Below are 12,535 nucleotides of genomic sequence, written 5' to 3' on the forward strand. Positions count from 1 at the left end.
TCATCTCGAAACTTCAAGCTCACGATGTTTCCATTTCGCCAAGGCCCGCAGGCGCTCCGCACCGACAGGCTCCTCCGTCAAAAGAGGGACGACCGCATAGCGCCCGGCATGTCGCGTGGCCACGGCGTCGATTTCCCGCAATTCGTTGCGCGCGCGGCGGCGCAGCAGCGGGGCGTGCGGGTGCGCGGCCGCCACGCTGTTGTTGACCACCCAGGCCCACGGTTCGATGCCCGCACGGCGCAGGTCCGCTTGCAGGTTGGCCGCTTCCAGTACGGGCGTGGTTTCGGCCAGGGTGACGATGAGCACCTTGGTCTGCTTCGGGTCTTGCAGTTGCATCATCGGCGTCGTGAAGTGAGCGCCCTTCTCACCCATCTGCCGGGCGACATCGCGGTGATAGGCGCCGGTGGCATCCAGCAGCAGCAGGGTGTGGCCGGTGGGTGCGGTATCCATCACCACGAATTTTCGTCCACCTTCGCGAATGGCGCGGGAGAATGCCTGGAACACCGCGATTTCCTCGGTGCAGGGTGAACGCAGGTCCTCTTCCAGCAAGGCCCGGCCCTCGGCATCGAGTTGTGCGCCTTTGGTGTCCATCACATGCTGGCGATAACGCGCCGTGGCCTCCTGAGGATCGATGCGGCTGAGCACCAGATTGGGAAGCGAGCCTTCTAGCGTATCGGCCAGATGCGCGGCCGGGTCGGAGGTGGTCAGATGGACGGGCAGCCCCCGGTCCGCCAGCTCCACGGCGATGGCGGCGGCCAGCGTGGTCTTGCCCACGCCGCCCTTGCCCATCACCATGACCAGCCCGTGCCCCTCGGCGGCGATGTCATCGACCAGGGCGGACAAGTCCGGCGCATCCAGCCGGGCGGGCAGCTCGATGGCATCGGCGCCATGCGTGGCGTCGGTATCGACCAGCAGGTGACGCAGGGCATCGAGGCCGACGAGATTGAACGGCTTGAGCGCGATCTGATCCCGCGGCAACGCCTGAAGCACGGGCGGAATGGCGGCCAGCGTAGCCTGCTCTCTGGCGTAGATGGTGGCGGCCAGCGGATCGTTCTCGGCCTCGCCGGCAGGAAAGATGCCATTGATGACCAAGTGTTGCTGCGACAGGCCGATTGCGGCCAGTTCCTCATGGGTGCGCGCCGCCTCGCGCAGCGTGGTGCGCTGTGCGCGCGCCACCAGCACCATGCGGGTGCGCAACGGATCGGCCAACGCCTCCACCGCAGCCTTGTACTGGCCGCGCTGTTTTTCCAGTCCGGCCAAAGGCCCCAGGCACGACGCATCGCCTTTACCTGCTTCCAGAAAGCCGCTCCATGCACCGGGCAATTGCAGCAGACGGATGGTGTGGCCCGTCGGGGCGGTGTCGAAGATGACGTGTTCGTAGTCCTGCGTCAGCGCCGCATCGGTCAGCAGGGCGGTGAACTCGTCGAAGGCGGCGATTTCCGTGGTGCAGGCTCCCGACAGGGATTCTTCGATGCCATCCACGACCGCATCGGGCAACACGCCGCGAACCGGGCCGACAATGCGGTCACGATAGGCTTGCGCCGCCGCCTGCGGGTCGATTTCCAGCGCCCACAGGTTCGGCACCGCGGGGATCACCGTGATGCTATTGCCGATCGTCTCGCCGAAAACCTGCCCTACGTTCGAGGCCGGGTCGGTGCTGACGAGCAGCACGCGCTTGCCCTCGGCGGCGAGCTGCACGGCCGTTGCGCAGGCGATGGAGGTCTTGCCGACGCCCCCTTTGCCCGTGAAGAAAACGAAGCGAGGCGGTTGGGTCAGAAAGTGCATGGAAATCCCCTTGTTCAGCAGCAACCGCTGCCGGAGCAGCAAGCGCCTTGCGTCCGAGGGGCTTCAGAGGCTTGAATACCGGCCCAACGGGACAATTCGTTGCGATTGGGGTAGCGACCGGCCAAAGCCACCTCGCCATCAACCAGAACGAGGGGTAGCGCTTCTTGTCCCGAACGCTCCAGAAAGCCTTTCACGGTCGGGTTATCTGCGAAAGCAAGGGGTTGCTGGGCCAAGTTGAAGCGCTCGACCTGGGCGCCGTTCTGCTTGGCCCAATCTACGTCGGCAGCAAAGCTCACGAGGTTCTGATCGACCTCGACACCGCATACACCCGTGCTGCAACACAGCGCCGGGTCGAAAATCTGGATGTTCGACATAGGAGTTCCTTTCAAAATATTTGCTTGATACGGGGATGGCCTTCATTGCGGGGCCGCCGCGTTGTCGGGGCGGGGACGGTCCTGACCCATGGTGGCAGGACATCCATGACAAGGCCGCGCCATCCGTTGCCTCGCCAATGGCGCCAGCGGTCATCCTTTTAGAATCAGCCGTCACCAGAAGAGCGGCAGGCTACTGGTTTGACTGCTTCAATCGTGGCGGAGACGACGAAGTCGGTGACATTGCGCCCTGGGGCCCAGTCCTCGATGAATGCCTTCGACTCGTCTTTTGGCTGGATGCGGATCTGTTCGAATCCGGCGGCGCGCATCATCGCCTCTAGATCCGTGATCAGCGAAGCATTGCCCATGCACCCTGCAATGAGCACGGCGTCGTTGCGCATGTCCTCGGGCGGTTGGGAGGTCGCGACCACATCGGAGATGGCCAGTCGCCCCCCGGCCCTGAGCACGCGGAAAGCCTCGCGGAACACCTGGGGCTTATCGGGCGACAGGTTGATGACGCAGTTGGAAATCACTACGTCGGCGGCACTGTCCGCGATGGGCAGGTGCTCGATCTCGCCGAGGCGGAACTCCACGTTTTCATACTGCCCCTTTAGGGCGTTGGCGCGCGCTTTGGACACCATATCCGAGGTCATGTCGACGCCGATCACGTAGCCGCCGCGCCCCACCTCGCGAACGGCCAGGAAGCAGTCGAATCCGCCCCCCGATCCCAGATCGACGACCGTTTCACCCGGCCTCAGCGCGGCAATGGCCTTGGGGTTGCCGCAACCGAGGCCCATATCGGCGCCAGCGGGCACCAGGTCCAGGTCCGCTTGACTGTAGCCGAGGCGGGTGGAGATGAGCGCGTTGATGGCCCCTTCGTCACTGGTGCCGCAGCAATTTTGCGCGCTGCCGCAACATTGCCCCTCATTATTTTCCCTGGCGACTTGGGCATAGGCCTCTCTCACATTGCGACGGTGCTCATCGTGATTCGGCGGCGCAAACGGCTCGCTGGTCGTTGCCGCGCGCGCACAGCAGGAATTCGGGTTGGCCATTGACGGACTCCTCCAAATTGAGGTTTTGCCTATCGCGTGTTGTCATCTCAATAATTCAAGAATCATTGAAATTATAAATACACCAAGAATCCGCACTGCGCCAGCCCATAAAGGGAATTTCTTGCGACTAGGTCGGGGCTCGCTCGTTGCTCGAAGGGCTTGTCGTCAAAAGGGCGACTTGCTCGTCGCTCTCAGGATCACCACGGCATCGGATTTATCGCGCTGTCCGGCATCGCGATGCTGAACGATCTGGTGCTGGTCGATCATATCAACGCCCTGCGGCGGGCCCTGCCGCTCGTCGATGCCGTGCGCCAGGCCGCGACAGACCGCCTGCGGCTGGTGCTTTACACCGCGCTGGTCGCGGCCATCGGCTTCGCGCCCATGGCCGTCGCGCAAGGCGCCGGAGCGGAAGTGCAACGGCCGCTCGCGACCGTGGTCATCGGGGGCATCATATCGTCCACCGTGCTGACATTGCTGTTGTTGCCGGCCATCTATGGCTGGGTGGAGCGTCGCTCGGCGGGCGCTCCTGATCGACAAAAGAAATCGTTGAAATTAGAGATTTCGGCATGAGGAACCCTGGATAGGCTCTTGGCGACATCGATCGTGGCCACGATACTGTCGCCCGCTATCGGGCAACTGAAATCACGTCGACGCGCATCCGCGGGATGCCCGCCATTAAAGTCCATATCCTTTTGGACGGCAGCGTTTGTTGCGACTGAACGAAAAAGCCTTGTCGGCAGGCGTTCGCCGTTTCGCCCGAAACCTCAAACTTTCATCCGGGAATATGGTCCATGCGCACCGTTCACAAAGAAAACCATCTGATCGACCGAATAGGATGGCTTCGTGCCGCGGTGCTCGGAGCCAATGACGGCCTGATTTCGACGTCGAGCCTGATCGTCGGCGTCGCCGCTGCAACAGCAACGTCCCACGAAATCCTCGTTGCCGGTGTCGCCGGGCTGGTGGCCGGGGCGATGTCGATGGCAGCGGGTGAATACGTATCGGTCAGTTCCCAGGCTGACACGGAAGAAGCCGACATGGCGCGTGAGCGTTACGAACTGTCCACGCAACCCGAAGCGGAGCTGGCCGAGCTGGTAAAGATCTATGAGGACCGTGGCGTGACACCCGAACTGGCCCGGCAAGTTGCCGAGCAGATGATGGCGAAAGACGCGTTCGCAGCACATGCGAGGGATGAACTCGGACTGTCGAGCCACATGATGGCCAGGCCGGTTCAGGCAGCCTTCACGTCCGCAGCGACATTCGCATCCGGTGCCGCGTTGCCGTTGGCTATCGCCCTGCTTTCACCGGCAGGAACAACCGTCTGGACGGTGTCGATCGCCTGCCTCGTCGGGCTTGCCGCCCTTGGCGCCATTGGCGCGCAGGCGGGCGGCGCCAGCATCTGGAAACCCACTCTTCGGGTCGTGTTCTGGGGCGCTGTTGCCATGGCATCGACCGCTGTGATCGGCGCCCTTATCGGCCGAGCCGTCTAGCTGCGAGCTTTTCACGGCGATTTTTCTACCATCGCCAATCATCGTCGCTATCTGCGTTTAATTGCGACCGCTGCGATGACGATCCAGACGACGAGGCGCAGTGACATAGCGCCCATCGTGCGCGCCTCATAGGCGCCACCATGCCAAACATGCCAAAGAAAGGCGGCGAACACCACGGCGGTCGCCACCGCGATCACGACGGACAGCACCCACGCCCACCTCGTCATGCGCCATAGCCCGATGCCCGCCAGCACATAAGCGAAACCGACGGCGAAATTGAACCTCAGGACGAAGGGTACAACAGCTCCCATGTCCACCCCGCCAAACAATGCACGCCCGCCCGATGTGACGGTCAGGGTACCGAAGATCACAGCAACAACGGCGGCGATCGTGATCAGGAGTGGCTTATCGGTCATGGTACTATTGATCTTTCGTTCATGCCGTACTGATTATTTTAGCAGATATCTTGATGATGGCGGGTATCATGGTTTGCTGTTGTCGGACTTTTCAAGAAACCTCAGATCCTAAGATTTGCTTTCGGCCGCGATCAATCTGGAGCCGGCGCCTGTGCACTTGTTGATGGTGGTGCAGTTCCTGTTTCGGCCTTGCGTCAGGCCAGGTCGGACCAAACGAAAAGGACGATTCACCGAAGCTGTCAGCGCGGGCTCATGCGTTGCAGCGTTCCGTCACGCAGGACGAACTGATGCCAGATGGCCATCAAGGCATGCAGCCCGGCGAGGATGAGAATGAAGGTGCCGGCATTCTCGTGAAATTCGGCGATCAGGCCGGGACGTCCCTGAACCGGCGCGGCGATCGCGGGAAGATGCAGACCGAAGAACGATATCGGCACGCCCAGGCGCGACGCCGCATACCAGCCGGTCAGCGGAACGGCGATCAGCAACAGATAGAGCAGGCCGTGCCCGATCCTTGCCGCGCGTGCGAGCCAGCCCTGCGGCGCAGCCATAGTAGGCGCGCCTCCGGTCAGCGATAGGATCAGCCGGGGAACGACCAGCGCCAGCACGGCAAGCCCCAGCGAGAAATGCAGCAACGGCGGGTTTTGCACCACATGGCGTCCGCCCTCCGCGGTCAGCCATGCGCCGAACACGGCAAGGGCGGTCAGCCAATGAATGACGATCATGCTTTTCGAATAACGGATGGAGTTGCTAGGCATGGCCTGCTTTCCTGCGTTCATAAGGAAATGGTGTTACCGGCACGGAAAGCGGAAACCCATTCATTTCACTTCGAGTTTCGGCGTCATGTTCGTCCTGGGCAGTTCATTGGAGGGCAAGGCGCCAATATCGCCAGTCTCCGCCTGCCGCCGTCGCGCCTGTTACCGTTACCCTCGGCTTGTCCCTTGTTCTTGATCCTGACGACTATTCTTGATCTTAACGACGGCGAGGGTTGAGGGATCGATCCTGGCTTTGAACGCCCGCCCCTGCCGATCGACACCCCGGACCTGGTAGCAGCCGTCGTCGATCCTGATCCGGTTCACCGTCCAGCCGCGCGCTTCGGCCATCTTCTGTACGGCCTCACGCGGCTGCCACTGATCCATGGCAACATGGCAGCGATCGCCTGCCATGGCGGCGCCAGATCCGGCAAATCCGAAAAACAGGAAGGCTGCCAATACGCGCTTCATCATGTTTGTTTGTCCTTGCTCGACGTTCCGTTATGGCGACGATGGCAGCCTTTCCTGACGATGATCTGAAGCCAATGCGGTCTTCTTGTCAGCTTGCCGACAGGTTTCGGTGGCAATCGGACAGGAAACGAACAGAATGAGCGTTCCATGAGAGTCCTTCTGGCCGAAGACGATGAGATTCTCGGCGCCGCGGTGCGCGACCATATCGTTGCCGAGGGCCAGTCCGTCGACTGGGTGACCAGGCTCGACGCGGCGGCTGATCACCTCGACAGTGCCGCCTACGACCTTGTTCTGCTGGACATGATGCTGCCGGACGGACACGGGATCGGCTTCCTGCGCGGTCTGCGTCGCAAGGGTTGCGTCACGCCGGTGATCATCCTGACGGCGCTCGACCAGATTTCCGACCGCATCCAGGGGCTCAACGCAGGGGCCGACGACTACATGATCAAGCCGTTCGACCTTTCGGAGCTTTCGGCGCGGCTGAACGCCGTGGCGCGCCGCTACAGCGGCAATCCCAACCCCATCGTCGAGATCGGCGATCTGCGGATCGACCTGGCGGCGCGGACGATCGCGCGCGGCAACCGGCCGATCGATCTGACCGCGCGCGAATGGGCGCTCCTCGAAGCTTTCGTCCATCGTCCCGGACAAGTCATGTCGAAGGCGCAACTGGAGGAGCACCTCTATGCCTTCAATGTCGAGGTGGAAAGCAACACGATTGAGGTTTATGTCAGCCGCCTGCGCAAGAAGCTGGGACATTCCGTCATCGATACGGTGCGCGGCATCGGCTACCGGCTCGGAAGCGCCAGATGATGCCGAAAAGCCTGCAATGGCGACTTTCGATCTGGCTGGGGCTGGGAGCGGCATTGCTGTGGGCTGTGGCGGCCGTGGTGACGGCGCACAAGCTGCGTCACGAAATGAACGAGGTGTTTGACAGTGCGCTTGAGGAAACGGCACAGCGCATCCTGCCGCTGGCTGTTCTCGATATCGTCGGTCGCGACAGCGACGACGCGGATCAGCGCGTGGCGACGCTGCGCCAGCACGACGAATATTTCACCTATGTGGTGCGGAATGCCGACGGCAAGGTGCTGTTGCGTTCGCACAATGCCGACCTGACCGTGTTCCCGCCGTTCACCGGCATGGGCTTCGCCGATACGCCGACCCACCGCATCTATTTCGATGCCGCGCTGCGCGGTGAGGTTACTATCGCAGCCGCCGAGCCGCTTGCGCATCGCCGCAAGGCGGCGCGGGACGTACTGCTCAGGCTGGCGCTGCCGCTCGGCTTGATCGTTCCGCTCAGTCTGATTGGGGTCTGGGGCATCGTGCGGGTATCGATGGCTCCGATCCGGAGCTTCCGTGCGGGGATCGAGGTGCGCGGCAGCGGCGACCTTACACCCGTCGCGGCGGCCGGGCTGCCTTCCGAGATCGGCCCCATCGCGCAGGCGGTGAACCGTCTGCTGGAGCGGCTCAAACGCACGCTGGAAGCCGAGCGCAGTTTCACGGCCAATTCCGCACACGAGTTGCGCACCCCGGTCGCGGCGGCTCTTGCGCAAACGCAGCGGCTGATCGCCGAGGCGCCGGACGACATTACCCGCGAGCGGGCACGCCAGATCGAGACAGCGCTACGGCGGCTCGCCAGGCTGTCGGAAAAGCTGATGCAGTTGGCAAGGGCCGAAGGCGGGCGCCTCGAGGCGGCGGAACCGATCGACGTGGCTACGATCCTGCGGATGGTCGTCCGCGAAATGACGGCAAGCGCCGACAGCGCCGGGCGCATCGAGCTGATGCTTCCCGATGCCCCGGTCCTTTCGGACATTGATCTCGACGCCTTCGCGATCCTGGCCCGAAACCTGATCGAGAATGCGCTGAAGCACGGTTCGCGGCAGGAGCCGGTGCGCGTTGTGCTGTCGGCGGACGGGATGCTGCGCGTCTCGAATGCGGGGCCGGCCGTGCCGTCGGATTTACTCGCACGCTTAGCCGAACCGTTCGAGCGCGGCCGCGCGCGGGCAGACGGCGCTGGACTCGGGCTCTCCATCGCAAAGACGATCGCGGCCGGCACCGGCGGCAGGATCGAGCTGATCTCTCCGCTGGAAGGCCGGCAGGACGGCTTCGAAGTCAGGTTCTTCCTCGGCAAATGACGTTGCCATAGGGGCTCGGCTACGGTCGACATCTCAGCCACGGCGCTCACGGCATCTGCTGACCGCTACGGGATCGGCTCCCGACGAAAGTGCAGGAACCGTCACCTCTCCCTTGCAGGAAGCTTGTCTCAATGATAGATAGTAATCGGTTACTATCTATTGAGGCTGCTAGATGATCTCCCGACCAGCCTACCTGTCCGCAGAGGAGCGACGTGACGTGACGGTTGAAACCGTCATCGACTTGGCGGCGGAGCAAAACCCTGCGGACATCACCACCGGGGCCATCGCCAAGCGGATGGGGGTGACGCAAGGCGCCTTGTTCAGGCACTTCCCCTCCAAGGACGCCATCCTTCAGGCCGTGATGGAATGGGTGTCGGCGCGCTTGCTGGCGCGGATCGACAAGGCGACTTCCGCTGCCGCCTCTCCGCTTGAAGCACTGGAGGCTGCGTTCACTGCGCATATCGAGTTCATCTCGGAACACCCCGGCGTGCCCCGGATGCTGTTTGGAGAGCTGCAACGCGCCGAGCGGACCATAGCCAAGCGCATGGTCCACACCTTGATCCAGCGCTATGGCGAACGCCTTGGACGGCTCGTTGCGGAGGGCAAGGAGCGTGGCGAACTGGCTGCCACGCTGGATGACGAAGCCGCCGTCACACTGTTCATCGGCACGATTCAGGGCCTTGTCATGCAGTCTCTCATCGCCGGTGATGTCGCGCGCCTCCGCGCCAGCGCGCCAGGAGCGTTCGCGCTGTATCGACGCGCGGTCGAGGCGGCGAGATGAACTATCGAAATTCCTCGATCATCACATCTTCCATTCGATCCCTCGAAGCCATGTCCATGGCGGATGTTGTCCTTACCGCAAACCATTCCAACATCCGTGGTTGCGTGGAGGCAAATCAGTGAAATTGCCTTCAGTGTCGCGTCGCACGTTGATGCTCATCGGCGTTGGAGCGGTGACTGCCGCCTTGTTCGGCTATGTGGTGTTGCGCTCTGGACCGCTAGCGCCGGTCGCTGTCAGGATCGCCACCGTCGAGATCCGCCCGATCTCGCCGGCACTGTTCGGCATCGGCACGGTCGAGGCTCGTTTCTCTTACAAGATCGGCCCCACCATCGCTGGCCGCGTCGCCAAGATAAATGTTGATGTGGGCAACAAAGTCCGCGCCGGTCAGGTTCTGGCGGAAATGGACCGGGTCGATCTTGATGAACGCATTGCCGCTCTTGATGCAGCGATTCGCCGTGCCGAAGCGGCGATACAAACAGCACAAGCCCAGGTGGATGATGCCTTGGCGCGCAAGGATTTCGCGCTTGCCCAGGCGAAACGCTATGAGGAACTCTGGAAGACCCGCACCGTCAGCGAAGTCGCGGTGGAAACCAAGCGGCAGGACGGCCAAGTGGCCGACGCGGCTCTCTCGGCCGCCCGGTCGAATCTCCTTGCGTCGCAACAGGATCTGCAACGCAATCGGGCCGACCGCGACGGGCTGATCAAGCAGCGGGAGAATCTGGTCCTGTTGGCGCCGGTCGATGGCGTGATCGCCGCGCGCAAGGCAGAGCCCGGAACGACCATGGTGGCTGGCCAGGCGGTCATCGAAATGATCGACCCGAAGAATCTCTGGATCAATGCCCGGTTCGATCAAATCGCGGCAACAGGTCTCCGGCAGGACCTGCCTGCCTCGATTGCATTGCGTTCACGCGCCGGGAAAGGCGTACCGGGACGCGTGGCGCGTGTGGAAGTCCTCGCTGACGCGGTGACAGAAGAAAATCTGGCCAAGGTGGAGTTCGGTGCGCTTCCCGAGCCTCTTCCCTCGATCGGAGAGTTGGCCGAAGTGACCGTTGCGCTCCCGGAGCTTCCTGCCTCACCAGTGATCCCGAACGCTGCAATTCAATCCCTCAATGGCAAACCCGTCGTCTGGAAAGTCGAGGACGGCAAAATCCACGTCGCGGCCGTTCAGTTCGGCGCCTCGGACCTGGACGGCGCGGTCCAGGTCACAAATGGGTTGAAGGTCGGCGATCAGATCGTTGTTTACAGCGCATCCAGATTGGCCAGTACGAGCCGCATCCGTATGACCGACAACTCCACTGAGCTTCTCAAATGATCAGCCTTGCCGGGCGCGATATTTTGCACTCATGGGGCAAGTTCGTCTTCACGGGGGTCGGACTCGGCCTGCTCATCGGCGTCACCTTCACCATGGCTGGCGTCTATCGAGGGATGGTCGATGACGGCAAGGTGCTGCTCGACAACAGCGGCGCCGACATGTGGGTCGTCCAGCAGAACACGCTCGGACCCTACGCGGAATCCTCAAGCATCAATGATGACATCTATCGCGTGATCCTCGCGATCCCCGGCGTCGAGCGGGTCGCGAACGTCACATACCTCACGATGCAGGTCCGGAAGGGAAACTCGGACGTGCGGGCGATGGTGGTGGGCATCGCACCGGGAGACATGGCGACACCCGGCCGCCCGCCGTTTCTTGTCGCGGGGCGGCAGATCACGCGCAGTCACTACGAAGCGGTAGCCGATGTCGCTACGGGGTTTTCCCTCGGGGACAGGATCGTCATCCGCCGCAACCGCTATATCGTTGTGGGCCTCACGCGGCGGACGGTGTCGTCGGGTGGCGATCCGATGGTCTTCATTCCGCTGAAGGACGCGCAGGAAGCGCAATTCCTCAAGGACAATGACGCGATCGTCCGCCAGCGGCGGCGCACCGGCGAAAATCCCGAGTTCAACCGGCCCTGGGTGCCTGGCCTGCTGGATGCAGTGATCGCGTCGCAAACCAGCAACCCTTACGTCAACGCCGTTCTGGTCCGGGTCAAACCTGGCCATGACCCGGAGCGCATCGCGACCGACATAGCAAGGTGGAAGCGGCTGACGGTTTATACGCGACACCAGATGGAAGAGATTCTGATTGGGAAGCTGATCGCGACATCCGCCAAGCAGATCGGCATGTTCCTTGCCATCCTGGCCATCGTCAGCGCCGCCATCGTCGCCTTCATCATCTACACGCTGACGATGGACAAGATACGCGAGATCGCCGTGCTGAAGCTGATCGGCACGCGCAATCGCACCATCGCGTCCATGATCCTGCAACAGGCCGTCGTGCTGGGGCTGATCGGCTTCGTCGTCGGCAAGATCACGGCGACCTTCGCGGCTCCTCTCTTTCCGAAGTTCGTCCTGCTACTTTCCGTCGATACGATGACCGGGCTGATCGCCGTCATCGCCATATGTGCGCTTGCCAGCGTCGTCGCCATCCGCATGGCGCTGAAGGTCGATCCCGCCGAGGCGATCGGAGGCTGAGATGGCCAGCGGCGGAATCCTTATCGAAAAAATTAGGAAGCGGTATGGCAGCGGCGACACCGCCGTCGATGCCCTGAAAGACGTCAATATGCAGGTCGCCCCCGGCGAGGTGGTCGGCCTGATCGGCCCGTCGGGGTCGGGCAAGAGCACGTTGCTCAAGGCCCTGGGCGCCGTCATCGATCCAAGCGGCGGGCGTATGACGCTCGGCGACGAGGTCATCTATGACGAGAGGTGGAAAATTCCTGATCTTCGCGCGTTGCGGCGCGACAAGATCGGCTTCGTCTTCCAGGCGCCTTATCTCATCCCCTTTCTGGACGTCACAGACAATGTCGCTTTGCTGCCGATGCTGGCCGGCATCCCCAACAACCAATCACGCCAGCGCGCGCGAGAACTTCTGAAAGCGCTCGATGTCGAGCATCGCGCCGCAGCCATGCCCTCGCAGCTTTCCGGCGGCGAGCAGCAGCGGGTGGCGATCGCGCGCGGTCTGGTCAACCGACCGCCGGTCATCCTTGCAGACGAGCCGACGGCGCCGCTCGACAGCGTGCGGGCGCTGACCGTGATCCGCATCCTCAACGAAATGGCCGCGAAGTTCGGAACGGCCATCATCGTCGTCACCCATGACGAGAAGATTATCCCAACCTTCAAGCGCATCTATCACATCAGGGACGGCGTAACGCATGAAGAAGCGGGCGAGGGACGCGGTTTCGAATGAGCACAGCTTTTCGAACTCTATCGACCTCCTGTAAATCGGGATTGGACCTCGAAGAGGCGAACGGACAC

Annotated in this window: 13 protein-coding genes and 1 pseudogene; 8 read left to right on the forward strand and 6 right to left on the reverse strand. The window is 62.4% G+C overall.

Translation table 11 applies throughout. The features are described from left to right. The 3 genes from arsA to M9917_RS14795 form a co-directional block, all read right to left on the reverse strand. Positions 1 to 1,827, reverse strand: a complete 1,827-nt coding sequence (gene arsA / locus M9917_RS14785) for an arsenical pump-driving ATPase (RefSeq protein ID WP_465246358.1) — start codon at positions 1,825 to 1,827, stop codon at positions 1 to 3. Further along, on the reverse strand, positions 1,800 to 2,159 hold the full coding sequence (arsD, locus tag M9917_RS14790; RefSeq protein ID WP_297254628.1) for an arsenite efflux transporter metallochaperone ArsD: 360 nt from the start codon (positions 2,157 to 2,159) through the stop codon (positions 1,800 to 1,802). The genes arsA and arsD overlap by 28 nt, the downstream gene beginning before the upstream one ends. A 164-nt stretch (positions 2,160 to 2,323) precedes the next feature. Next, the gene (locus M9917_RS14795) at positions 2,324 to 3,208 is read right to left on the reverse strand and encodes an arsenite methyltransferase (protein ID WP_297254629.1); all 885 of its coding nucleotides are present in this window, start codon (positions 3,206 to 3,208) and stop codon (positions 2,324 to 2,326) included. Positions 3,209 to 3,412: 204 nt separating this feature from the next. Here M9917_RS14795 and M9917_RS14800 point away from each other — a divergent pair. Further along, a pseudogene (locus tag M9917_RS14800) lies at positions 3,413 to 3,778 on the forward strand (efflux RND transporter permease subunit); the annotation flags it as partial. Between the two features lie 221 nt (positions 3,779 to 3,999). Then, positions 4,000 to 4,695, forward strand: a complete 696-nt coding sequence (locus M9917_RS14805) for a VIT1/CCC1 transporter family protein (RefSeq protein WP_297254630.1) — start codon at positions 4,000 to 4,002, stop codon at positions 4,693 to 4,695. Between the two features lie 47 nt (positions 4,696 to 4,742). On the opposite strand, the gene M9917_RS14810 is transcribed toward M9917_RS14805, so the two are convergent. From M9917_RS14810 to M9917_RS14820, 3 genes are all read right to left on the reverse strand, one after another. Then, entirely contained in the window at positions 4,743 to 5,111 is a 369-nt protein-coding gene (locus M9917_RS14810) for a hypothetical protein (protein ID WP_297254631.1), read from the reverse strand. Positions 5,112 to 5,350: 239 nt separating this feature from the next. After that, positions 5,351 to 5,866 carry a cytochrome b gene (locus M9917_RS14815; protein WP_297254632.1) on the reverse strand — a complete coding sequence of 172 codons (516 nt, stop codon included), beginning with the start codon at positions 5,864 to 5,866 and terminating at the stop codon, positions 5,351 to 5,353. Positions 5,867 to 6,031: 165 nt separating this feature from the next. Continuing rightward, positions 6,032 to 6,334 (reverse strand): PepSY domain-containing protein, encoded by a 303-nt coding sequence (locus M9917_RS14820; RefSeq protein WP_297254633.1) that lies wholly within the window; start codon positions 6,332 to 6,334, stop codon positions 6,032 to 6,034. A gap of 144 nt (positions 6,335 to 6,478) precedes the next feature. On the opposite strand from M9917_RS14820, the gene M9917_RS14825 reads away from it, so the two are divergent. From M9917_RS14825 to M9917_RS14850, 6 genes are all read left to right on the forward strand, one after another. Beyond that, positions 6,479 to 7,141, forward strand: a complete 663-nt coding sequence (locus tag M9917_RS14825; protein ID WP_297254892.1) for a response regulator transcription factor — start codon at positions 6,479 to 6,481, stop codon at positions 7,139 to 7,141. Further along, entirely contained in the window at positions 7,138 to 8,463 is a 1,326-nt protein-coding gene (locus M9917_RS14830) for a sensor histidine kinase (protein WP_297254634.1), read from the forward strand. The genes M9917_RS14825 and M9917_RS14830 overlap by 4 nt, the downstream gene beginning before the upstream one ends. Positions 8,464 to 8,680: 217 nt before the next feature. Beyond that, positions 8,681 to 9,244, forward strand: coding sequence for a TetR/AcrR family transcriptional regulator (locus M9917_RS14835; RefSeq protein WP_465246359.1), 564 nt, complete (start codon positions 8,681 to 8,683; stop codon positions 9,242 to 9,244). A 118-nt stretch (positions 9,245 to 9,362) separates the two neighbouring features. Then, entirely contained in the window at positions 9,363 to 10,556 is a 1,194-nt protein-coding gene (locus M9917_RS14840) for an efflux RND transporter periplasmic adaptor subunit (protein ID WP_297254636.1), read from the forward strand. After that, entirely contained in the window at positions 10,553 to 11,755 is a 1,203-nt protein-coding gene (locus M9917_RS14845) for an ABC transporter permease (protein WP_297254637.1), read from the forward strand. The genes M9917_RS14840 and M9917_RS14845 overlap by 4 nt, the downstream gene beginning before the upstream one ends. A gap of 1 nt (position 11,756) precedes the next feature. Then, on the forward strand, positions 11,757 to 12,467 hold the full coding sequence (locus tag M9917_RS14850) for an ABC transporter ATP-binding protein (RefSeq protein ID WP_297254638.1): 711 nt from the start codon (positions 11,757 to 11,759) through the stop codon (positions 12,465 to 12,467). Positions 12,468 to 12,535 lie beyond the last annotated feature (68 nt).

The organism is Bosea sp. (in: a-proteobacteria), assembly GCF_023953965.1.
Taxonomy (GTDB): Bacteria; Pseudomonadota; Alphaproteobacteria; order Rhizobiales; family Beijerinckiaceae; genus Allobosea.